The organism is Lactiplantibacillus argentoratensis, from assembly GCF_037290055.1.
Classification (GTDB): domain Bacteria; phylum Bacillota; class Bacilli; order Lactobacillales; family Lactobacillaceae; genus Lactiplantibacillus; species Lactiplantibacillus plantarum.
The window spans coordinates 1,117,940-1,140,694 of the sequence record NZ_CP147647.1; the positions used below are offsets into that span (position 1 = coordinate 1,117,940).

Genomic DNA, 22,755 nt, shown 5'->3' on the forward strand with positions numbered 1-22,755 from the left:
CTGGCAAGCGTCCCCACAAAGTTGCAGAGGTGGTTCGTCAATTTAGCAACATGATGGTGATTGCGAGGGCGTTAATCACAAAGTGGAGTGCGATGGCGGCACGAATCTTTCCGGTCAGACGATAGACTACGGCGAGTGCCAGTCCCATGGTGACGTATATTAGAAAGCTTGGAACGGTCGAGCTACTGTGCAGGCTACCGAAGACCAGGCCGCTAAGCCCAATTTTGAGCCATTCTTGTTGGAAGAAAAGGTTCGTCAGGACGCCGCGAAAAATCAGTTCTTCGACGATCGGGGTCAAAAAAACAGCACTCAATGCCATGAGCCACGGTGACAAGGGACTGCCGGCCATTAAGTTCTTAATAGCGACATTATTTTGTGTCTGGTTCTGGTGATATAGGAGCTGATTGATTAATTGCAAGCCGCCCTCCAAGATTAAGATAATGAGATAGGCCGTTCCAATAACTTGCCAGTCATGGCGTTGTAACTGTTTCGACTGGTATTCACCCGTGTAATGACGCATTATGGCCGTTGCAGCTAAGGCCAGGATCATAAAAAGCAGTAAGTAAACGACCGCCAGTGTTATTTGCCAAGCTATGAGTTGGTGATGGCGATACAATTGGTTAATTAACTTAAGTAACATTGGTGGAATCACGACGCCGATGATTAGACCGGTGGTGAGTAGTACGCGTCCCAGCCACCCCAGACCGCGGTCAATTATTTCCATCCGACTTCACCTCCTATGGTTGATTTTACCGCAGTGCTCAGGTTTCAACACGGATTTGCAAATCTATAAAAGCGTGTGACGTAAGTCTTGAGTGGGGATATTAATATAGTTACGTGCCCGAAATATAATAATTGTAAAAAAAACGATTGGCGTATTATAAAAATAAAGAATAAAAAATGGTCAATTCGAAGAAATCTTCACACTTTCTTCACAATTATGTAATAGTATATACTTGTACCTAATAGTTATACACTTGTTCATTTTACTCCCCCAAAGTGGATGGACAAGCAAGTACAATCCCCCATATTGTACTTAAACCTAACTCTTTGGCCCTACTGCTTCCGGCGGTAGAGTCATTTTTTTGATTTAAAGTGCTCCAAAAGTGTCCCACCGGCTCCAAAGTGAAAGACTGACGAGGGAGTCACGCTAATACATACTTAAATTATGTTTTGCTATCTAGATTATCAAGTGCCACTAGAGTTTTATTATTTTCTTTATTTTTGAAAGAGACCGTCCATGATTATTTAGGCGCTGCGAACTGGCCGTAGCTTTGCACGGTGCAGGGGGTGCTGTAGACTGGCAATCACTCGGTTTAATCGCAACAAAAAAGCCGAGATTATGATAATCTCGGCCAAAGTGAGGTGACTGGTTAGAATGCTTCACCGGTGTAGTCGACCTTTTTAGGATCGGCGTTTTTGATGTGTTCAGAAGCAAAGTTGACCGTTTCGCGAATCTGGTTATAGGTTGCTTCATCTAAACCAAGTAAGTCCATGCAAGAATTGACGTGGGCAAAGATCTCTGGCTTAGCATCGATGGCTTTCTGTGATAATGAAATGTTAACTTGACGTTCATCATCCGTATCGCGCTTGCGTTCGACCCAGCCTTGGGTTTGCATCCGTTTCAATAACGGGGTCAGAGTTCCACTATCGAGGTTAACGTGTGAACCAAGCTCGCGGACCGTCATCGGACTCTTTTCCCACAGTGCTAATAAGGTGATGTACTGCGGATAAGTCAGCTTAAAGGGTGCTAAAGCTTCGGAATAAAAATGATTATATCGTTTGCTGGCGGTGTAAAGTGCAAAGCAGAGTTGTTCATCGAGCAAAATGTTTTTTGTTGGGGTTGCCATCAAACCGCCTCCTTTACTATCTGTTTTAGTACATTGTACGCAATTAATTCGCCAAATGCAATTAATATTGCGCAAATACATTGTTTTCGAACGATTTATTTATAAAAATGAGTTTGTTAATTGACCTGCTGGTGTTGTTGGGACTTGATGCACGTTAGGAATAACTGGGCCATGGCCCGCTGATTAATAGCGAGCTGGTGGTTGTCCGTGAACGCATAGAGTGGGACTTTGGTTGGCAATGTCTTGGCTCGGTGGTCGCCGACTGGAATCAGACAGGCGACTTTCGTTTTGTCGTGGACAAATTCATGAGCGTCCTGCGGGGCGTTCTTAATCGTCAGTGATGCTAAGACGTGATAACCGGTCGGCACCATGTGTTGCGCGTGCTTGACATGTACCCCGTGCAAGCGGGAACGTAACTGGAACCCAGACGTGGTGGTCAACTGTAACGCTTGTTTTAATTCCAATAAGTAAGTTTGTTGATTATCAATATTTTTCAACCGGATCTTGAAGTGTCCGAATGGAATGGCGCGATCCTGATGTTGGACGGCTAAGGCGTGTTGTTCGACCCGCATTTTATCCTTAACGGGCTCAAAGGTATATTGTTGTAAAAGTTGTGTTGCTGTTTTCAAACTATCACTCCCTACGATTAATTTAGTCCTTTAAAAACTTGTGGTCAAATAATTGGTTACGTTTGCGAGTGACGTCGTTTTCAAGTAAAATTAAAATGATAGGGGGTTGGAAAAATGTTTATGACAACTGGTGATTTACAGCGCTCCCATATGATTAAGGGCGTCGTCTCCGTCACAAAACACCTGATGTTTGAATCTGATGGTGTTGATCAGTTTGAACGGTTTGACGATTTAATCGAGCAAGTCAAGCCACTACTGCTACAAAAGGCAGAGGATCAAGGTGGCGACGGGTTAATTTATGTGAACTTCAATACTGAAGTCGCTCAGATGAGTGTTGCACCACGGTTTTTGATCGTAACCGGCTATGGGACGGTCGTCAAGCTCGTTGATGAATCAGTCTGATACTTAGGATCTGAATTTTCAGGTCCTTTTTTGATAGCAAACAAGTGATAGAAAGGAAGGTTTGATGACCAGTTATTCATTTCCACATGGCGCCATTGACGTATACGACGCTACCCAAAACAATTTAAAGCACGTTAGTCTTCGCGTTCCTAAATATGCAACCACGGTGTTCGTGGGCTTGTCAGGTTCCGGTAAGTCGTCACTCGTTTTTGATACGATTGCAGCGGCGTCACGGCGCGAACTGAATGAAACGTTTCCCAGTTTTACGCAACAATATTTACCGAAGTATGGTCAACCACACGTCGGGCATATCGAGCACTTGCCCGTTGCGATTGTGATTGCTCAACAACGCCTCGGCAAGAATGCGCGTTCAACCTTGGCAACCTATACTGGGATTTATTCGTTACTGCGGCTCTTGTTTTCACGGGTTGGGGAACCGTTTATCGGGTATTCGGACAGTTTTTCGTTTAACTTACCCCAAGGCATGTGCCCAACCTGCCAAGGTTTAGGTTATGTTGACGATATTGATGAGCAGCAATTGATTGATCCTGAGAAATCATTAAACGAGGGGGCCATCACGTTTGTGAGTTTTGCACCGGATACGTGGCGTTGGCGCCGTTATGCGACGAGTGGTTTGTTTGACAATGATAAACCCATCAAGGATTATAGTGCTGCGGAATACGATTTACTGATGCACGCACCGCAACAGAAATTAGCCCATCCTGGAGAAGGTTTTCCTAGAACGGCCCTGTATGAAGGTGTTGTTCCGCGGATCAAGCGCTCGATTATTGGTAAGAAGGAAGCCGAACACCATCGCGATGCGATTGCGGCGATCGTCACGCGCAAACCGTGCCCAACGTGTGATGGCACACGACTCAAACCGGTCGTGTTGACCAATCATATTAACGGGGTCAACATTGCTCAGGTGACGGCGATGGATTTAAAGCATGTTCTGGCATTTTTACAAGCGATTGATGCGCCGTTAGCCCAAGATATTGTGCGGGAGCTGACGACCAAGATCCAATCGTTGGTCGATATTGGCCTGGGCTATCTGACATTGGATCGTGGGACCAGTTCTTTATCTGGTGGTGAAGCGCAACGGATTAAGATTGCCAAATACTTGACCAGCGCCTTAGTAGATATGGTCTACATTTTGGACGAGCCAAGCGTTGGGCTGCACCCACATGATATTCAGTTAATCAAGCAAGCGTTAACGAAGCTGAAGGATAAGGGTAACACAATTCTGATTGTTGAACACAATCCAGCCATGTTTACGTTAGCCGACTATGTTGTCGAGATGGGGCCTGCAGCTGGTCGCACTGGTGGAAACGTAACCTTTACTGGGACTTATGACGAGTTACTGGCTTCTGATACGTTGACGGGCCGGTGGTTGCGACAACCGCATAAATGGGGTCAAGAACGACCAGTCCAGGCCCACTTGGCATTACACCATATTAATGAAAATAACCTGCACGATGTCAGTGTCGACGTGCCCCTCGGTGTGATGACGGTCGTCTCGGGGGTGGCCGGTTCAGGGAAGAGTTCGCTGGTTACCGCGCTAAAACGGCAATTAAAGACGGCTTATATTGATTTAGCCCAGACACCAGTGGGTCTGAATATTCGCTCAACACCGGCGACTTACTTAGGAGTGCTCGACCAAATCCGACAACTATTCGCGAAAGCCAATGGCGTGGCAACTAGTTGGTTCAGCTATAATGGTAAGGGTGCTTGTCCGCGGTGTAAGGGTAAAGGCGTGACCATCACGAATATGGCCTTTATGGATCCCGTTGTGCAGACATGTGAATTGTGTCATGGGCAGCGGTATAATGAAACGGCGCTCAGTTATGCTTACCAGGGTAAGACGATTGCCGACGTGCTCCAGATGTCAGTCACAGCGGCGTTAGCTTTTTTTGCCACGATGGACAAAGTGGCTCAGCCATTGAAGAATTTAGACCGGGTCGGTTTGGGTTACCTAACATTGGCGCAACCGCTCACCACTTTGTCGGGTGGTGAACTGCAACGGTTGAAGCTGGCGGTTGAGCTAGGCAAGCAGGGAACGGTGTACTTGTTAGATGAACCGACTGCCGGTCTGCATTTGCAAGACACACAACGCTTATTAAAATTATTCGATGCCTTAGTGGCCGCTGGTAACTCGTTGATTATTATCGAACATAATCTGGCGGTAATTAGCCAGGCCGATTGGTTGATCGATGTGGGGCCGGATGCTGGTCAGTATGGCGGCCGAATTCAGTATAGCGGAACCCCACGAGCAGCAGTTGACGTGCCCACTTCACGCACTGGAGCCGCTTTGAAGGCTTGGCTGACGGCGTGATTAGAAAAATTTGATTAAATAAAAAAGCACGTGCAATTGCACGTGCTTTTTTAGAAGGGCGGTAGGTGGGAATCGAACCCACGCGTGCCGGAGCCACAATCCGGTGCGTTAACCACTTCGCCACTACCGCCATCACGTTAACTTTTCGTCAACATATCTAGTATACACTAAAATCGTGGGTTGCATAGGACTTTTTGGGGATTTTCAGAAATTAATCGCCTCAGTTTCTGAAGTGTTGGTGATGGTTCCACTGTGATCAATAATGACTTAACCGTTAGTAAAAGGCCATAGTTCCCCTAACAATGGGAGCGACGGCCCGTTTGCTGTGGTTAGTGTGTCTAAACGGATAGGTGAGGTGGACCAGCGCTGATCGGTTGAGCAAAATTATTTTAATTTCATCCTTATTGAAGAAAGGCGTAAAAACCTTTGCAAAGTCACTACTTTGTTAAAATCCACAAAATAAAAGAGCCCAGTAAATAAGTGTTTACCGTGGCTCTTTTATTGCTCATAGACTATTTATGCCCCAGGCAGGATTCGAACCTGTACATTGTTTCCAATACAGCGACCTGAACGCTGCGCGTCTGCCAGTTCCGCCACTGGGGCAGTTGCTTTAACAACAATATCCATTATAGCGAAAAGTAACAAAAAAATAAACCTTTTTCTATATTTATGCAGTTGATATTAATTGTAATTGCAAATTGGTTGCTTAGTTATTGGGGCTAGCCTTAATTAGCATGGAATAACTGTACGCCCAAACACTGAAATGATTACCGGCAAAAAATGCATCCAAAAAGTCACCCATCCCAGCAGCTTCAACGACGCTGCTCGAATGGGTGACAACTTGTCTGTTTATTAATTTGCTTGTTTGGTCGTGATACTACCATCTAAATAAACAAAGTAACTATTCAGATAATGCCCCCGGCCGCCATTAGCCGTTTTCTGATAAGCATCGACCTGATAATAGTGGTGGCCGTGTGCATCTTGGTTGGCAGTTGGTACGACACCAAAGGTTTGTTGCTTGGAATCGTTGAGCACTTGCCCGACGGCGGCCACTGCACTAGTTGCGCTAGTGATATGGTCGTCAGTAGCTTGATAATGGTCACCAGATTGCTTCTTAGCACTAGCATCAGCCGCTGCATTGGCACGACTAGTTTGCTCCGCGCGGTTAGCGGCTGCAACTGAGTTCGCTTGCTTAGTGGAAATACTTGGCTCAGCTTGGGAAGTGCAGCCTGCTAAAAGGAATAGGGCGCAGAAACTGATTAAAATTGCCCGGGTCACGTTCGGACCTCCTTATTTCGTTTGTTCTTGGGACAAGCTCGGATAAGGGGCTTGTCGGATGATGTTCGAATCAACGATGGTCATCACACCGATTGACAGCAGTAACAGGATCACTAAGATTAATTTTTTCATTAAAATAACCTCACTTGATAACGGTGATTGACCTATTTCCAGTTAGGGACCCAAATGACGCGGTCGATTTGTTCAGGAATGACCGTAATCTTGGACCCTGTCTGTGGCCCAGCTTGGACGTCGATCACATATGAGATCGGACCAGCATCAACTTCAACAATTGAGCCACGTTGACCGTCGACGGTGTCGACTAAACTATACAATGGAATCTCATCATTGCTGATTTCCATTTCATATAGGGTGAATTGGAGGAAGTAGGACTTTTTACCGGTCTTGATTTTTAAGGGGGTGTCAATGGCACCGTAATCGGGAAGGGCCCGATTTTGAGCGTTGGGATCATTCAGGTACTGCATTTCATCGACAGCATCGATCGCCATCTTCCATTCACCACCAGTTAAATTGGTTTTGGAGGAGAGGGTCATGACCGAGTTGGCGTAAATGTCGATCACGTTGAAGGCCTCGTCGACCTGTTTTTTCGGCAGATAACCGATGGTATAGCCATGCTCCGCGACTTTTAGTTCAACCCGGACGGAGCGTTCGGCGCCATCGACTTCCTCCACTAGCTGAATTTCACCGATATTGGCGTTAGCGTCGACACGGTATTTCTTAGCGTAGAGATAATCTGCTTTCAGACCAGAATCATTATAGCCACCATAAGGTTTAAAGTAACCCCGGGCACTCGCATCGGCCAGTGCGGCTTCAAATTCTTTTTGGTAGTAATCTAAACCAATGACGTATGAGCGGAAAATTGCCCGTGAATTCGCGTTGATCCGGCGCGTCTGAGGAACCGCCACCGGATGCGGAACGGCCTGATTCAAGCGATTCCGAAAACCGTTGTTTTGAGTCTGCAACTTGGTAATTTGGCGGTCTTGTTCCTGGTTGGCCAAAGTCTGGTGGACGAGGCGCTGCCGAATTGATTTAAGCAACGCGGCCTGCTTATCCGCCGCCTGGTTGACATGGCGGAGATGGACTAATACCGCAATTAAGATGATAATTAAAATTAGACAGGCTAAGACCAGCCCGGCAACAAATAAATAAGTTCTCATAAATAATTCACTCCAAAAAGAATTGCAGATTAGTTTAAGTATAAGCGACCGGCCCATTAAGCGCCAATTTAACGGCTGAGCTTGTCAGGGGGCCGATAACAAGGTATGATATTGCTATTGTATAATATTTTTGAGTTAGAAGAAACGGTGGCGAACGGCGTGCAATGGTTGATTAAAATCTACCATCGATATCAATATTTTTGGAAATACGCACTGTTTGGCTTTATGGCCGCGCTAGTGAACGTCTTAGTATTCTGGTTGCTCCACTCGGTGTTGGCAGAACACTATTTATTTTCCAACACAATCGCATGGGTGCTAGCGACTTTGTTTAGTTTCTTTACCAACAAAGCGGTGGTCTTTCAATCCAAATCTCGCGACTTTTGGCACTGGTGCCGCGAGTTCCTTAGTTTCATGCTGACACGGGGCTTATCATATTTTTTCGATACTTTCCTCATGTTCGTCGGCATTTCGTTGTTATTCTGGACACCCCTACTTGTTAAAATCATCGACCAGGTTCTCGTGGGACTCTTTAACTACGGGACGTCGCGGTTGATCTTTATGGAAAGCAACCAGAAGATGCGGATGCGCCAGCAAATCATGAAACGATTGAGTGATCGTAACAATTAATTGTCATCAGGCAAGTGGTCCGTAATGGGACGACTTGCTTTTTTGATAGCATCAATTCGAATTCGCATCGTCAGTCAGCAACGTCAATGACAGTGATGGTTTAAATCAAGTTACCTGTCAATTGCCAGTGCAAGCCGATGCCACAAACAATCGTCAGCACGGTGCCACAGACGAGCAGGGTGACGAGTCCAGGGTTCAAATGGCTTTCTTGTTTGCGGGCAAAAGCCACTTCGATCATCCCAATCGTGCCGAGCCCGAGGATTGCTTTGACCAGGGTCAACCACCAGTTGCCTGATAAGGTTCTGATTGCCAAAGCCACCCCAGTGATGATAATTAGCAGGTACCCGATGCGACTAAGAATCAAAAAGCGATTGGCTGATTTGACTGAGTGACGACTGAGACCAATCGCAACCGTCAGCATGAGCCATAGCCAACCAATAATGTGCCCTAATAAGTACATGACAAAACCGCCTCCACATTTACAATTCATGTCTAATTTTAGCATGAAAGTAGGTGTTGGTGGCGGTTTCTTTTATTGTACTTTAATTAAGTTTTTCTGTTGGATGTAATCGACTAATTCAATGACCGTTTTAAAGCGGTTAAACGGTGTGACGATGTGAACGCCGTTGAAGCGCGCACAGATACCATCAATCAATTCCTTTGCAATAGCAATGCCCACTGCCCGTTCGTTTCCGGTCTGTTCGGCTTCTGCCATGCGTGTCAAGATAGGTTCTGGAATCCGAATGCCATGGACTTCATGGTGTAGAAATTCAGCATTACGCCGTGAGACGAGTGGCATAACACCAACGAACACTGGCACATTCACGTGATTAGCCGCTAGAGCATCTGCCAAAGCGTCAACGTTTGCAAGATCATACACGGGTTGGGTGATAATGTAGTCACAACCATAACTTAACTTCCGACTGATTGACTTGGTCGATATGGAAGTGCGATAAGCGTTAGGATTAAAGGCGCCTGCGACCCGAAAGTCACTGGCTTCTTTAAGCGACTTACCCGTTGGTCCGATGCCGCTATTGAATTGCTTGATCAACTTCATCAGTTCAACGGAGCGCACATCGCTGACCGAAGTGGCTCCCGGAAAATCACCGAGTTTGGCCGGATCGCCAGTGATAGCTAAGATGTCCTCAATACCCAGGCTGTGTAGACCCATGATCTCTGATTGTAAGCCGATTAGATTGTGGTCGCGGGTCGTCAAGTGCACGATCGGCGTGATGCCGTAGTTCAACTTGAGCTGCGCCGCAATCGTCGTATTAGCAATCCGGACCGTTGCTAACGAATTGTCAGACAGTGTAATGCCATCGACACCAGCGGCTTTTAATCGTTCAGCACCCCGGAAAAATTTAGTCGTATCAAAATCGCGGGGTGGATCGAGTTCGACTAACGCCGTTTTTTGGGTCGCAACTTTTTGCAGAAACCGGTGCTGACTCTTTGTCGTGACGAGCGTTGGTGGCTGTGGTTTTGTAGCCGGCTGGTCATGAGCAACGATGCTGCGATTACTTAGACCGCGGACGGTTGCGCTGGTATGCAAAGGTGTGGTCCCACAACAACCACCAATAATGTTCAGACCGAGCTGACGAAAGCGTTCGGCATATTCTTCGAAATAGCTTGGTTCACCATCGTAGACCACCGCACCGTCCTGATCAGTGCCAGGCAAGCCAGCGTTTGGGTAAACGGCTAGTTTGACGTTAGCTGGAATCGCCAAGTTTTCAAATGACTGAGCTAGATAGTAAGGTCCCAGGCGACAGTTCGTGCCGATTACGTCGGCGCCGGCAGCGTTGAGTTGGACGATGGCATCAGTGAAGCTCGTACCGTTTCGTAAGACGCCGGGGGCTAACATTGAAACATTCGTGATGACGGGCAAGTCAGTATGGGCCTTCACGATTTTTAACGCGGCGAGTAGTTCTGGCAAATCATAATATGTTTCGAGCAAGATGCCATCTAACTGGTTGGTGGCTAGAAGGGCGGTAAGTTGTTCAGTCACGTTGGCAGCAATCGTTGCTGGTGTCGCCCGTTGAACAGTTGCATCGGTATCGCCGGCTAGTCCACCGATCGTTCCCAGAATGTAAACGGGGTGATCCGCGTGTTCCCGTGCGGTCGCTGCAATTTTCACAGCGGCCTGATTGATGGTGGTGACTTGGTCTTGTAAATCATACCGGGTCAACTTTAGGCGGTTCGCAGCGTAGGTGTTGGTTTGAATAATATCGGCACCAGCCCGAATGTACGATCGGTGAACGCGTAAGATCGTGTCGGGATGCGTCAAATTCAGGTTTTCAAAAGCCGAATTGATGCCATAATTACCATATAAAAGGGTGCCCATTGCGCCATCGGCAACGAGGACCCGTTGCTGGAGTGCTTGTTTAAACTTCATTCAAGCCACCTCCTTAGTGGATGCTAGTGGTCAATTGGGCCTGGATCGCGTTGCGCGCAGCAATCATGTTCTTTAAGGCTGCTAGGGTTTCTGATTCTTGCCGGGTTTTGAGACCACAGTCAGGATTGATCCAGAATTGCCGGGCGTCGATAACGCGTAATGCGCGTTGGATGTTGGCTTCAATTTCCGCAACACTCGGTACACGTGGACTGTGAATGTCATAGACCCCCAGACCGATTTCTTGATCGTACCCGGTTTGTTCAAAAGCACTGATAATCTCCCCATGGCTACGGGACGTTTCAATCGAAATGACATCTGCGTCAAGGGCTTTGATGGTATCGATGATATCGGCAAAGTTAGAGTAGCACATATGGGTATGAATCTGAGTGTCGTTTTGCACGCCGGTCGTGGTGATCTTAAATGAGTACACTGCTTCATCCAAATAGGCTTGCCAATGGCGCTGCTTGAGTGGCAAACCTTCCCTAAGTGCTGGTTCATCAACTTGAATAATCTTAATACCAGCTTTTTCCAAGTTTTGAACTTCTTGCCGGAGGGCCAAAGCAATCTGATTTTGAACCTGCGCCCTAGGGATATCGTCGCGAACAAAACTCCAGTTGATAATGGTCAGTGGTGCTGTCAACATGCCTTTAACCGGCTGGTCGGTTAGACTTTGCGCGTAAACGGACTCAGCAACGGTGATTGGTTCTGTGTAGGCGACATCCCCAAAGATAACGGGTGGCCGGACGCCTCGTGAACCGTATGATTGGACCCAACCATTTTGGGTCGCATAGAAGCCAGTCAGTTTTTGACCAAAGTATTCGACCATGTCAGTGCGTTCAAATTCACCGTGAACCAGGACGTCGAGGCCGAGGCCTTCTTGTAGCTTGATCCATCGTTTGGTTTCGGCATGTAGGAATGTCTGGTAATCGGCGTCGGTTAAATTACCCTTGCGCCATGCTGCTCGTTTTGCCCGGACTTGCGCACTTTGCGGAAAGCTCCCAATCGTTGTTGTTGGCAGGAGGGGAAGGTGTAATCGGTCGTGTTGTAACTTAATCCGGGTCGCAAATGGTGCCTGGCGTTCGAATTTTTGATTACTCAGTTGCGCTTCCGCCGCGCGGACTGACTGGTTGTTGCGGTGACTGGACTGGTTGAGAGCGGTCAAGTTGGTCTGATTACGGTCAAACGCTGCTTGAACAGCGGCAACCCCTTGATTGGCTGCCACGGTTAAGGTATGCAGCTCGGCTAACTTCTGGTCCGCAAAGGCCAGTCCGCCCAGTAAGACGGGGTCAGCCTTGGTTTCGTTTTTGGTGGTAATGGGAACGTGTAATAATGAGTTGGCCGGTTGGAGCCATAACTGATCATCGGTCACGATTTGCCGTAACTGTTGAACTAATGCAAGTTTTGCTTGTAGATCACTAGCCCAGACGTTATGACCATCAATAATGCCAGCGGCGAGAGTTTTATCAGTTGGGAAGCCGTGGTCGACCAAGTGCGCCAAGTTTTCACCATGGTCGTGTACTAGGTCCAGTCCAAGTGCTTGGACTGGCCAGGTCACGATTTGGTCGTACTGATCAAGACTGTCGAAATAAGTTTGGAGTTCGATTTTTAAGGATGGGACAGCCGCATGCAAATGTTCAAGTGCAGTTTGATAAGGTGCGAGTTCCGCAACCGTCGTTGTTTTGACGAGGGTCGGTTCATCCAATTGAATCCATTTTGCGCCAGCTGTCGCTAACTCTTCAAACACTCGTTGGTAAAGTGGTAATAATTGCGGTAATAGTTCGTTGACGGCCGCGTCATTTAAGTACTGTCCGTGACGCTTCCCCAGCTTAAGGAAAGAGACGGGGCCCAGAATCACTGGTTTACCATCGATGCCAAGTTCTTGCTTAGCTTCTTGGTAGTAACGTAGCCAACGGTTATCTAATAACTTGAAGGACACATCATCGAATTCAGGCACGATGTAGTGATAGTTGATATTGAACCACTTTGTCATTTCGGCCGCCACGGCGGTATCAGTTCCACGGGCAATTGCATAGTAGTCGGGCAAGTCCAACTGGTGATCGAAGTGACCAAAGCGACTTGGAATCGCGTTGAATGCGACTAGTGTATCTAAAACGTGATCGTAATCCGAATTGTCAGCGACCGGAATATAGTCCACTCCCAGGTCGCGTTGCTTTTTCAAGTTAGCTAGACGTAATTTTTTAGCAGTGGCGTGAAAGGTCACGTTGTCTAATTGTCCTTTCCAAAAGTGTTCCAATAAGTGCTTCCATTCACGATGTTCACCTAAACGTGGATACCCCAAGTTACTATTAATAATTGTCATTAAAACCCACTCCTTATATTTAGCAAATTATTTTAAACGAAAAAACGGCAACCTCATCCTGATTAAAGGACGAAGTTGCCGTTCGCGGTACCACCTTAATTTGTCAACACCTCACGATATTGACCTCAATCCGTACGTTTCATACGGAAGCTTATTAACAGTAGCTAACTGTCATCACCTGGCAAAAGCTCAGTGGTGCCGTTTGGAGGCCATTTTTCATCAATCGTTTTCCGGTTTGGTTTGCACTATTCCAAACTCACTGCACGGGTAGCGATGATTACTTTCCTCTTCAGGACGTTTACATGTTTTATGGTTGATTAGAAAATACCACCAATTTCTAATTTAATCAAATTATTTTTTAATCTTTTGAACATATTCAAGGCGTAATGTGACGCACACGCTATTTGGAGCCAGGCAAGTAGGAAACGTAGTGTGAACAGCCACTAGTCTTTGCCAGCAACCGTTGTCGGATTTCGACCACTTGAGCTGGTGAATAGGGTTGAAACGCAGCTCCCACATGGTTGGGTTGACATTTTAGGCCTTCATAACAGGGGTGTTGCGCCAAGCATTCAATTGAGGATTAAGTTGGTTAAGGGTGCTGACGATACTTAATGAAATCAGGTGCTTTGGTAATCAATGCACTGGTATAAAGGAATTTTAATAGTCCTAAAATTTGAATATTTCATCAAAACTGTGGGGAAATGTCCTAATCTACACCCAGCAGATTACCGGGTGCGTACTTGCTAAAAGCACTAAATTTCATGAAATCATCATATTTTTTTCGAGTTAAGAGTACTTATTTTCACAATTAACTTGCTAGTATATTTGGTGAGCCCACTAGCGAAGTACCAAAGATCAAATAAATAATAATGATTAGGATGATGAAGAATGAGTCAAAGCTTATGGCAACGATTGTTTAATCACCGTCAACCAACGAAGCAGGTCGTATTAATTCTTGGGAGTGGCCGTTCCGGAACATCGGTAATGACTAAGTGTGTTAATTTGATGGGCATTTCTCTCGGGACTGATAACCTGCTGGCACCTAGTAAGCGGATCAATCCGAAAGGCTATTTTGAAAATAAAGATGTCATCAATATTCACAAGTCACTTGGAAGTCGCATCCGGTACCGGCCAGCCTTCAAGGGTTACTACGATAGCCCGAAGATTAAAAAGGACCGGGCGGCGTTAACCACGTATCTACGAAACTTTTTTGAGAATGAACAATATCTGGCGATTAAAGACCCACGGATGAATGATTATATCGAATTGTGGCAACGTGTTTTGGCTGACGTTGAGGTTCAGCCGGCTGAGATCGTCTTGTTACGTAATCCGATGGACGTGGTCAATTCGAATGAGCGCGCTTGGCATCGTGATACCACGCTCGCAATGCGTCAGTGGCAAGTCCGGACGTTGCTTTCATTACGTGATACCGACCGTGAGCACCGCATCCTCGTCACGTACGAAGATTTATTTGGTCAGACGTTGACGACATTGAAACGAATCGCGACCCAATTCAACTTACCATGGACGAGCGATGAGGCGGCCCTGCAAGCGCAAATCGATGACTTCATCGATCCAGCACTCCAAAAGAGTGATAGCGGTGAAAGCTTAGCTGAGTTTGAAGCTCGAACGGACGTGGAACCCGATGTTAAGGCACTTTACTTACTAGGCCGTCAAGCTGCGGCTGACCCGGATTACTTTGCTTCGGCTGAATTTCAACAGCGCATCGACGAGATGACTGACGAGTATTTAGCCAAGTATGGCGCTTTATATCGGGACTTTAACGTCAAGATCAATAGTAAAACGTTCTTTGTATTCGGCGAAGATCAGGCCCAGGTTGATCAGGTCAACACGACTTTACGAAACGGTCAAGTCAAGATGGTCGGCACAGAAGCTGACAGTCATGAGATTGCCGAAGATTTGAGCGAACGGTTGAATAATAATACGATTGCCATTCAGACGTACCCCTTGGACTATTTAGTGGTCGAGCAAAAGGAAGCCTTGAATAATTATCTCCGTAAAAACGCAAAACGCGAGACGTTGTGGGGAATTGGCGATGCTAAAAACAATGAAATCGTTGAAATGTTAACGACGGTCAGTGCCGAGTTAGGTGCGGATACGCATAACGTGGTGATTGCAGATGACTTAACGGCCATCACTGATGAACGTGAGCGCCGATTAGCGATTCAACATTTAATACGGACGTTGCACGCGGTTGAACAGCCACCATACTTGGTCCTGATGGCTGACGAACTGGGAACCCCTGCGTCGCAAAGTGCGGTGACGGCTTTTATTGCTGCTGAGCCGACCAAGGCAGCGCCATTACGAGATGAACAGCCGGACGAAACGTTCAAGCTGCGGACCCCGCTAGACATGGATGAGGTGGCGGCAACTTTAACAGCGTTGTGTCGACGTGCGAGTCAGGATGAACAACAGCAAGCCGCATTGAACCATTTTGTAAGTCTTAATTATGATGAAATTTTAAACGTGAAAGGTGATCAATATGCAAACAGTGTACGGAATTAAAGCTCATGGTGGTAAGTTAGTTAATTTAGAAGATTTTAGTGAAGCAGCGCGTCAGGCTGCTGAGCAGCTGCCAAGTTTAACCATCAATAATTGGAATATCTCAGACTTGGAATTAATTGGGATTGGTGGTTTTAGCCCCCTGACTGGCTTCATGGTCAGTGATGATTACCATTCAGTGGTCAACACGATGCACTTGAAGAGTGGCGTTATCTGGAGTGTACCAATTACGCTGGGTGTGTCCCAAGCGGATGCTGATAAGATTGAATTGAATACTAAGATTGCTTTGAAGGGCGCTGACGGCGTCATTTATGGCACGATGCAAGTTGAAGATAAGTTTGTTCCGGACAAGCAATTGGAAGCCCAAAACGTCTACAAGACCACCGACGAAGCCCATCCAGGTGTTAAACGCTTGTATGCCAATGGTGACGTCTACTTGGGTGGTGCAATTAAATTGTTGCATAAGCCAGATCATGGTGCTTTTAGTGATTATTATATGGAACCATTAGAAACTCGGAAGATGTTCCATGACCTCGGCTGGAAGCGGATCGTTGGGTTCCAGACACGGAATCCAATTCATCGGGCGCATGAATATATTCAAAAATTAGCTTTGGAAAACGTCGATGGGTTATTCTTAAATCCATTGGTTGGTGAGACCAAGGCGGAAGATGTTCCAGCAGACGTTCGGATGGAAAGCTATAAGACGATTCTGAAGTATTACTATCCAGAAGACCGTGTTCGGTTGGTCATTTATCCAGCCGCGATGCGGTATGCTGGTCCTAAGGAAGCCATCTTACACGCAATCGTTCGTAAAAACTATGGTTGTACTGATTTTATCGTCGGTCGTGACCATGCTGGTGTGGGTGACTATTACGGGACCTATGAAGCCCAAAAATTAATCACTTCGGTCGAAGACGAGATGGGGATGCACTTCTTCAAATTCGATAATTCCTTCTACTGCAAGAAGTGTGGATCAATGGCAACGCAGAAGACGTGCCCACACGGTGCCGAAGATCACATCTCATTGAGTGGGACAAAGGTTCGTAAGATGCTGGCTGATGGTGTCGTACCACTAAAGGAAGTCTCACGTCCCGAAGTAGCCCGGGTCCTCATCGACGGGTTGAAGCGCAAACGTGAACAGCAACAGGAGGTCTAAGCATGGTAAAGTCAGATAATATTACTTGGCACCATTCGCAAGTTAGCAAAGCTGAACGGCAAGCGCTGAACCATCACAAGAGTGTCGTTTTATGGTTTACGGGCCTGTCTGGCTCTGGTAAGTCGACAATCGCGAATGCCGTTGAAAAAGCACTATTTGACCAACAAATTGGTAGTTACGTCTTAGACGGCGACAATATGCGTTTTGGCTTGAATAAGAATTTAGGATTTTCAGCGGAAGACCGTGAAGAGAATATTCGTCGAATCGGTGAAGTTGCCAAACTATTTGTCGATGCTGGTGTGATTACGTTGACGGCTTTCATTTCGCCATATCGGGCCGACCGTGATAAAGTGCGGGCGAACCTGGAGGCCGATGAGTTTATTGAAGTGTTTGTTGATACGCCACTTGAAGTTTGTGAACAACGGGATGTGAAGCAATTGTACGCGAAGGCGCGTCGTGGTGAGATCACAGGCTTTACGGGTATCGATGCGCCATACGAAGCGCCAATCGATCCTGAGATCACGATTGATACGTCTAAACAGCCACTGGCCGCTTCCGTGCAACAAGTATTGAATTACTTAGCGGAACACCATTACGTCAGTTTGGTTACTGCAAATGAAAACTAGTGCAATCATTACTGCCATCACAAAATCGATTGTGAAAATGGACCGAATCTTGGTCTATCGTCATACGAATCCGGATCCCGATGCAATCGGGGCACAGTTTGGATTGGTCGCTTTGCTCAAAGCAGCTTATCCAGAGAAATTCGTTGTGGCGATGGCGCCAGTTCCGGGCCATTTGGCGTGGATCGATCCAACCGATGAGCAGCCAGTGACCCCACAAGCAACGGACCTCGTCATTGCCGTAGATTGTGCTAATCACGAGCGCTTGGCCGGGGCGTTGCCATCAGATGCCTTTGTCATCAAAATCGACCACCACCCGAATCACGATCCCTATGGGCAACTGAACTGGGTCGATGAAACTTATAGCAGTTGCTCGGAGATGATTTATGAGTTGGCACAAGCGGGGCGTTTTACCATAACGACGGCCGTTGCCACTAAACTATATGCCGGCATGATCGGCGATACGGTGCGCTTTTCGACTCCTGAGACGTCAGCTCGAGCCTTGAAGATTGCGAGTGCACTCGCGGCAACGGACATTGATATTGCCACTATTAGTCACCATGAAATGGACTTGACGCCGGCACTCAGCAAGTTGTACGGATACGTTCTGAGCGAACAAACTATTGCCCCAAGTGGCCTGGCACACGTTGTCTTACCGCAACGGCTATTTAGTGATTTTGGTCTGGAGTATGGTGATGAGGACGCAATTGTCCCGTTACCCGGTAACTTGACGACGGTCAAAGTGTGGTTATTCTTCATTGAAACCCCACAGGGACAATACCGCGTGCACTTCCGGTCCAAAGCAATCAACGTCAATGCGGTCGCCAAAGCGTTCAATGGTGGCGGTCATCCGTTAGCAAGTGGGGCATTTGTTCCGGACCTAGCGACGGTGGGACAAGTGATTGAGCGAATGCAGGCGCAAATATTAGCTGCGACGGCAGTGGATTAAGTATAATGAAATTAATATTAACTGGGTGGTTTCGGCTCAGTGGCATAATTACTGGCGGTTTCTAGCGATGAAGTGACGCACACAGTTAGATTAGGTCATTGTTATCAGGGTGTCCTACTGACAGTTAGCCGAAAAGTGGTCATCTGGTTCGAGTCACAGTCGTGAGGTTTCAACTAGTGTCAGAAAAAACAGTGAGATAGGGTCGGTGAAAGGTAAATGAAAAAGCGAAATTGGTTGATTGCACTAATTGTCGTTGTGATTGTCGCGATTGGCGGTGGTTTTGGGTATTACAAGTATCATCAGTCAACTGCAACGACAACGACCACTAGTAAGGTACGTTCGGCGAGTGCGACGAAGAAGGACATCAACACGCGGCTAGTCAAGACTGAGATTAAGGCCCAGTCGGGTGAGACGGCGACGCTGAAGAAGGCGGTCGCTAATAAGAATTATACCGTTAATAACATGTACACGAAGGTTAACCCATACGGGGTGTCTCCGTTATCCGCCAAGGTGATTTTCCAGACCAGCAAGGCGGCCAAGGTCAGTTATACGGTGGTCGGTAAGAGTAGTAAGACTTCAATTTCTAATACGGTCAATAAGTATACGACAAGTCATGATTTGACTGTGCTGGGGTTATACGCCAACACGAATAACCAGGTCAAGATTAAGGTAACCTATAAGAATGGCACGTCGACAACCAAGACGATCCGACTCAAGACGGCGAAGTTACCTTCAGCGTTGACCGATTTTAAGATCAACGTTAAGAAGGCTAACAAACAAAAAATGGTCTTAGGGACTGGCAATTCGAAGCTGACATTTATGGTTCGGACGACGATCTCTGGGAGCAAGCAGTCTAAAAACTTATCGTTCGGGATGGATGCGGATGGTAATATTCGGTGGTATACAACGCGGCCAACTTCCCACATTTTCAAACAACTTAACAATGGGCATTTATTGATTTGGACCAAATCGAATGCTAAGAATTCATATTTTGATGAGTTAGTTGAAATGGATTATACGGGTAAAGTTTATAAGACTTATAAATTTAATCATAAGGCCTGGGGTAAGGCTAAGGGTTCTAAGAAGCAGAACCATAATCAGGTCCACCATGACGTAACGGAATTGCCAAACGGTGATCTGATTGCGACCGTTTCCGATGGCGGCCGGACTTATGTCGAAGACACGATGATCGTTATATCGCATAAGACGGGTAAGATTACCAAGGTCATCAACATGAAGAATATCCTACCTGCGAAGTTCTATACGAAGTACAACGCGACGAAGTCCAGTAAATATATGGGTAAGAAGGACTGGTTCCATCAGAACTCCGTCTATTATGATAAGACGGATAAGAGCTTGATTATTTCAAGTCGCAACCAGAACTTAGTGATGAAGATCGATTACAAGACTGAAAAGATCAAGTGGATCTTGTCTGGTAAGAAGACTTCAGCTTGGCCGAAATCGTACCGCAAGTACTTGCTGAAGGCTAGTGGTAAGATTGCTTGGCCGGGTGGGCAACATGCCGCCATCGTTGATCCAAGCACCTTGGGCAAGAAGAACTCGCTCAACGTGATGATCTTCAACAATAACGTGGCAGTTGGTACGACCAAGAAATCGTTGGCGGACTCTTCTGGTAAATATTCAGAAGGTGTCGAATATCATATTAATGAAAAGACGAAGACGATTTCTCAAGTTGGCAGTTACGGCAAGTCATTAGGTAAGAAGAACTTTGCCAATATTATTGGTTCTAATCGTTACTTGAGTGCTTCGAATCGGCTAATTGATTTTGGTTGGTTGAATAATGGTAAATCAGCTAATATTATTGAATACGATTTGAAGAGCAAGCAACAGGTGTTTAACGTTGAATTAACGGGTCTTCCAAGCGGTGGTTATGTCTACCGGGCCGAACGCTTCTCGTTGTATCCGACGAAACACACGTATGGTATTAATGAATAAGGATTATCGAATGTAAAACGGGCGCTCATGACTAGATGGCTCATCTGGTCGGGGGCGCCTGTTTGCGTGTTGCGCTAACCAAGATACTGATGGCGCGATGGTCGTTAGTAGCCCGGTATGAAAATATGGCTCAATGGCGGACTAGTCATAATATCGGTTGATCAATAACTGCGGATAATGATTGCCGGTTGACTAGCTAGGCGTCACTTTTGAATGCTTGATAATCAATATTTCGTCATCCACACGACTTCAAGCGCGTCCGTTCTTAAACCAGTTGTCAGCCCGAAAAGGTCGTTTGCAAAGTTGTGACTGAATGTTAATGAAAAAGTCACAATTTGGTCGCAAAATCATCCGCAAAGCTAGAATAATTTCATACCGTGTCGCATTTATGTTCACATTCCAAGTCTACAATGGTTCTTATGTTGAACGGCGCGACGGATATAGGCTGATTATGAGCAGTGGCGCAAGACTCAGCGAGATGAAAATTAGTTGAAGCGGAGCGATGACGATGACCTTAAATATTGCAATTGTTTTAATCACGTTATTAGTATCATTTATATTAATGGCCATGGAAGTTACGACCCCGAACGCCGTAATCTTGTGTGCCTTAGCGTTCTTGATGTTTGTCGGCATCTTGTCGCCAACGGACGCACTGTCTGGTTTTGCTAACGACGGATTAGCGACAATTGCCCTGATGTATATTATTGCCTATGCCATTGCCAAAAGTAATATTATTACCCGCTTATTTGACCGGATTCTCGGCGATGGTCACAGCGAAAAGCGTTCCTTATTACGGTTGTTAGCGAGCGTGAGTGTGATTTCACCGTTTATGAATAATACCCCGATTGTGTCCACTTTGACACCGATGGTCCAGCGTTGGACGAAGCAGAAAGGGATGGCAATCTCAAAGTTCTTGATCCCACTATCCTATGCCACGATTCTGAGTGGGCTGTTGACCGTTCTAGGGACTTCGACCAATCTAGTGGCACAAGGATTATTGTCTAAGTACAAATTAGCACAATTTGGTACCTTTGACTTGGCCGTCATCGGGGTTCCCATCACGATTATTGGGTTGATTTACTTACTGACAATCGGGTACCGCATGTTACCGACCTATTATGGGAGTAGTGTTGACGATGTTGTTGCTGAACCGAATGATTACTTGATTGAAATGACGATCGGCGATGAGTTTGAACACCTCAATCAAACGGTGGTCGCCGCCAAACTTCGTAATTTACCGCGCTCTTTCTTAGTGGCGATTAATCGGAGTGGTCAGTCGATCGTGCCGGTGACGGATGAGACGATTCTACAGTTAGGTGACCGTCTTTACTTCACTGGAAATTTTGATTGTATTAATGATCTTATGAATATTAAAGGTCTAATACCAAGCACTCAGAAAATCAATATGACTGATATCACCAATGAACGGGTTCGGCTCGTCGAAGTCTCCATTCCGGACACGTCCAGTTTGGTGAACCAAACGGTCAAATCAGCGCGTTTTCGCAATGTCTTTGGGAGTGTCGTCGTCGCAATTCGACGCAACGATGTCAACCTCGAAGGGCATCTCGGAAGTATTCGCTTAAAAGGCGGGGACAACTTGGTCATGATTACCACTGGTGAACCAGACGAGCTGGCAAGTCTCAAAGATTTACACGTCTTTAATTCACAACCAGTGAAGTCCCGGAAACATACTTATAAGGATGTTTTACCGATTGTTTTATTGGTTGCAACGATCATCGTGTCGACTATGGGCGTGATTGATTTGTTCGTTGGTCTGGCGGCCTCGTGCGTGGTACTTTTCTTGACGAAATGCGTTTCAATCAGCGATATTGTGAAGGCTGTCGATATGAACGTGTTGTTTTTAGTGGCTAGTAGTTATGGACTTGGGCTTGCGATGTCGAACGTGGGTGCTGATAAGTTTATCGCGAAGTCATTGGTAGCAATTACCGGGAATGCGTCACCAATCATCTATATGTTCCTGATTTATTTCGTGACCAATTTCTTAACGGCCATCTTGTCCAATGCGGCGGCGTTATCACTGATGTTTCCAGTGGTCGTTTCCGCAGCGAAGTTGGAAAATCTACCCGTGATGATGCTTGTTATGTTGATTACGATTGCTGCGACGGCGGACTTTTCAACGCCAATCGGGTATCAAACAAACTTGATTGTTTACGGCCCTGGACATTATAAGTTCACGGACTACTTTAAAGTCGGAATTCCGTTAAATTTGATTTGTATGGTCGTTTGTGTGTTTGTGTCCTATTACTATTATATGGTGCTGTGATGTGACTTAATCGAATCTAAAAGACTTGTGAGTGGCTGCTGACAAGTTTTTTTGTGTTGGTTAGTAAATCGGTGACAGCTTAGCACAGTGAAATAACCTTAAAAAGTAAATCAAGACGGCCAATTCACTAATTAAAATAAAATATTTAATATTTACGAACAAAGGACTAGTATTATAAATCTAAAGTTGATATACTAGCAAAGTTTGCTTGTCTGGCAAAGCGCCAAGAAAACGATTACAAGTACGTCATCTTAATTAA

17 protein-coding genes, 2 tRNA genes and 1 other annotated feature are annotated in these 22,755 nt (G+C 46.2%); of the genes, 9 read left to right on the plus strand and 10 right to left on the minus strand.

The genetic code is table 11. The features are described 5' to 3' along the window. Window positions 1-37: 37 nt before the first annotated feature. The 3 genes from V7R88_RS05175 to V7R88_RS05185 form a co-directional block, all read right to left on the minus strand. Entirely contained in the window at window positions 38-724 is a 687-nt protein-coding gene (locus V7R88_RS05175; RefSeq protein ID WP_161325442.1) for a CPBP family intramembrane glutamic endopeptidase, read from the minus strand. 649 nt (window positions 725-1,373) lie between these two features. After that, window positions 1,374-1,850 (minus strand): MarR family winged helix-turn-helix transcriptional regulator, encoded by a 477-nt coding sequence (locus V7R88_RS05180; RefSeq protein WP_054399313.1) that lies wholly within the window; start codon window positions 1,848-1,850, stop codon window positions 1,374-1,376. Between the two features lie 116 nt (window positions 1,851-1,966). Further along, window positions 1,967-2,479 carry a hypothetical protein gene (locus tag V7R88_RS05185; RefSeq protein WP_057717559.1) on the minus strand — a complete coding sequence of 171 codons (513 nt, stop codon included), beginning with the start codon at window positions 2,477-2,479 and terminating at the stop codon, window positions 1,967-1,969. Between the two features lie 114 nt (window positions 2,480-2,593). Here V7R88_RS05185 and V7R88_RS05190 point away from each other — a divergent pair, with 114 nt between their 5' ends. Together V7R88_RS05190 and V7R88_RS05195 are read left to right on the plus strand one after the other, a co-directional pair. Further along, complete coding sequence (locus V7R88_RS05190) at window positions 2,594-2,881, plus strand: hypothetical protein (RefSeq protein ID WP_003643147.1); 288 nt, start codon at window positions 2,594-2,596, stop codon at window positions 2,879-2,881. Window positions 2,882-2,945: 64 nt separating this feature from the next. Then, window positions 2,946-5,213 carry an ATP-binding cassette domain-containing protein gene (locus V7R88_RS05195; protein WP_057717560.1) on the plus strand — a complete coding sequence of 756 codons (2,268 nt, stop codon included), beginning with the start codon at window positions 2,946-2,948 and terminating at the stop codon, window positions 5,211-5,213. A 57-nt stretch (window positions 5,214-5,270) separates the two neighbouring features. Here the strand turns inward: V7R88_RS05195 and V7R88_RS05200 are convergent. The 4 genes from V7R88_RS05200 to V7R88_RS05215 form a co-directional block, all read right to left on the minus strand. Further along, a tRNA-His gene (locus tag V7R88_RS05200) sits at window positions 5,271-5,343 on the minus strand. A gap of 389 nt (window positions 5,344-5,732) precedes the next feature. Further along, window positions 5,733-5,816 (minus strand) — tRNA-Leu (locus V7R88_RS05205). Window positions 5,817-6,065: 249 nt separating this feature from the next. Further along, a complete protein-coding gene (locus V7R88_RS05210) occupies window positions 6,066-6,491 on the minus strand; it encodes a hypothetical protein (protein WP_015825436.1) in 426 nt (141 codons plus the stop codon). 164 nt (window positions 6,492-6,655) lie between these two features. Continuing rightward, on the minus strand, window positions 6,656-7,669 hold the full coding sequence (locus tag V7R88_RS05215) for a hypothetical protein (RefSeq protein WP_173556623.1): 1,014 nt from the start codon (window positions 7,667-7,669) through the stop codon (window positions 6,656-6,658). Window positions 7,670-7,774: 105 nt separating this feature from the next. Here V7R88_RS05215 and V7R88_RS05220 point away from each other — a divergent pair, with 105 nt between their 5' ends. Then, window positions 7,775-8,296: a GtrA family protein gene (locus V7R88_RS05220; RefSeq protein WP_054399305.1), complete on the plus strand. Its 522-nt coding sequence runs from the start codon at window positions 7,775-7,777 to the stop codon at window positions 8,294-8,296. Window positions 8,297-8,396: 100 nt separating this feature from the next. Here V7R88_RS05220 and V7R88_RS05225 read toward each other — a convergent pair whose 3' ends face one another. From V7R88_RS05225 to metE, 3 genes are all read right to left on the minus strand, one after another. After that, window positions 8,397-8,756, minus strand: coding sequence for a YisL family protein (locus tag V7R88_RS05225; protein ID WP_063731801.1), 360 nt, complete (start codon window positions 8,754-8,756; stop codon window positions 8,397-8,399). 72 nt (window positions 8,757-8,828) lie between these two features. Beyond that, window positions 8,829-10,685: a bifunctional homocysteine S-methyltransferase/methylenetetrahydrofolate reductase gene (locus V7R88_RS05230; RefSeq protein ID WP_021356308.1), complete on the minus strand. Its 1,857-nt coding sequence runs from the start codon at window positions 10,683-10,685 to the stop codon at window positions 8,829-8,831. Between the two features lie 13 nt (window positions 10,686-10,698). Continuing rightward, the gene (metE, locus tag V7R88_RS05235; RefSeq protein ID WP_152707007.1) at window positions 10,699-13,005 is read right to left on the minus strand and encodes a 5-methyltetrahydropteroyltriglutamate--homocysteine S-methyltransferase; all 2,307 of its coding nucleotides are present in this window, start codon (window positions 13,003-13,005) and stop codon (window positions 10,699-10,701) included. Between the two features lie 62 nt (window positions 13,006-13,067). Continuing rightward, window positions 13,068-13,307 (minus strand) — a binding site (T-box leader). A 586-nt stretch (window positions 13,308-13,893) separates the two neighbouring features. Here metE and V7R88_RS05240 point away from each other — a divergent pair. The 6 genes from V7R88_RS05240 (at window position 13,894) to V7R88_RS05265 (ending at window position 22,496) form a co-directional block, all read left to right on the plus strand. After that, entirely contained in the window at window positions 13,894-15,531 is a 1,638-nt protein-coding gene (locus V7R88_RS05240) for a sulfotransferase family protein (RefSeq protein ID WP_152707006.1), read from the plus strand. Continuing rightward, the gene (gene sat, locus V7R88_RS05245; protein WP_057717564.1) at window positions 15,509-16,684 is read left to right on the plus strand and encodes a sulfate adenylyltransferase; all 1,176 of its coding nucleotides are present in this window, start codon (window positions 15,509-15,511) and stop codon (window positions 16,682-16,684) included. The genes V7R88_RS05240 and sat overlap by 23 nt, the downstream gene beginning before the upstream one ends. 2 nt (window positions 16,685-16,686) lie before the next feature. Beyond that, complete coding sequence (gene cysC, locus V7R88_RS05250) at window positions 16,687-17,310, plus strand: adenylyl-sulfate kinase (protein WP_057717565.1); 624 nt, start codon at window positions 16,687-16,689, stop codon at window positions 17,308-17,310. Beyond that, on the plus strand, window positions 17,300-18,256 hold the full coding sequence (locus tag V7R88_RS05255) for a DHH family phosphoesterase (protein WP_054399292.1): 957 nt from the start codon (window positions 17,300-17,302) through the stop codon (window positions 18,254-18,256). Before cysC ends, V7R88_RS05255 begins: the two co-directional genes overlap by 11 nt. A 216-nt stretch (window positions 18,257-18,472) precedes the next feature. Continuing rightward, window positions 18,473-20,212, plus strand: coding sequence for an aryl-sulfate sulfotransferase (locus tag V7R88_RS05260; RefSeq protein WP_054399291.1), 1,740 nt, complete (start codon window positions 18,473-18,475; stop codon window positions 20,210-20,212). A 508-nt stretch (window positions 20,213-20,720) separates the two neighbouring features. After that, on the plus strand, window positions 20,721-22,496 hold the full coding sequence (locus V7R88_RS05265) for an SLC13 family permease (RefSeq protein ID WP_152707005.1): 1,776 nt from the start codon (window positions 20,721-20,723) through the stop codon (window positions 22,494-22,496). The last annotated feature ends 259 nt before the right edge of the window (window positions 22,497-22,755 follow it).

Coding starts and splice junctions, on each gene's coding strand:
- V7R88_RS05175 (WP_161325442.1), bottom strand. CDS start 724: ATGGAAATAATTGACCGCGGTCTGGGGTGGCTGGGACGCGTACTACTC.
- V7R88_RS05180 (WP_054399313.1), bottom strand. CDS start 1,850: ATGGCAACCCCAACAAAAAACATTTTGCTCGATGAACAACTCTGCTTT.
- V7R88_RS05190 (WP_003643147.1), top strand. CDS start 2,594: ATGTTTATGACAACTGGTGATTTACAGCGCTCCCATATGATTAAGGGC.
- V7R88_RS05195 (WP_057717560.1), top strand. CDS start 2,946: ATGACCAGTTATTCATTTCCACATGGCGCCATTGACGTATACGACGCT.
- V7R88_RS05215 (WP_173556623.1), bottom strand. CDS start 7,669: ATGAGAACTTATTTATTTGTTGCCGGGCTGGTCTTAGCCTGTCTAATT.
- V7R88_RS05220 (WP_054399305.1), top strand. CDS start 7,775: ATGATATTGCTATTGTATAATATTTTTGAGTTAGAAGAAACGGTGGCG.
- V7R88_RS05225 (WP_063731801.1), bottom strand. CDS start 8,756: ATGTACTTATTAGGGCACATTATTGGTTGGCTATGGCTCATGCTGACG.
- V7R88_RS05230 (WP_021356308.1), bottom strand. CDS start 10,685: ATGAAGTTTAAACAAGCACTCCAGCAACGGGTCCTCGTTGCCGATGGC.
- metE (WP_152707007.1), bottom strand. CDS start 13,005: ATGACAATTATTAATAGTAACTTGGGGTATCCACGTTTAGGTGAACAT.
- V7R88_RS05240 (WP_152707006.1), top strand. CDS start 13,894: ATGAGTCAAAGCTTATGGCAACGATTGTTTAATCACCGTCAACCAACG.
- sat (WP_057717564.1), top strand. CDS start 15,509: ATGCAAACAGTGTACGGAATTAAAGCTCATGGTGGTAAGTTAGTTAAT.
- cysC (WP_057717565.1), top strand. CDS start 16,687: ATGGTAAAGTCAGATAATATTACTTGGCACCATTCGCAAGTTAGCAAA.
- V7R88_RS05255 (WP_054399292.1), top strand. CDS start 17,300: ATGAAAACTAGTGCAATCATTACTGCCATCACAAAATCGATTGTGAAA.
- V7R88_RS05260 (WP_054399291.1), top strand. CDS start 18,473: ATGAAAAAGCGAAATTGGTTGATTGCACTAATTGTCGTTGTGATTGTC.
- V7R88_RS05265 (WP_152707005.1), top strand. CDS start 20,721: ATGACCTTAAATATTGCAATTGTTTTAATCACGTTATTAGTATCATTT.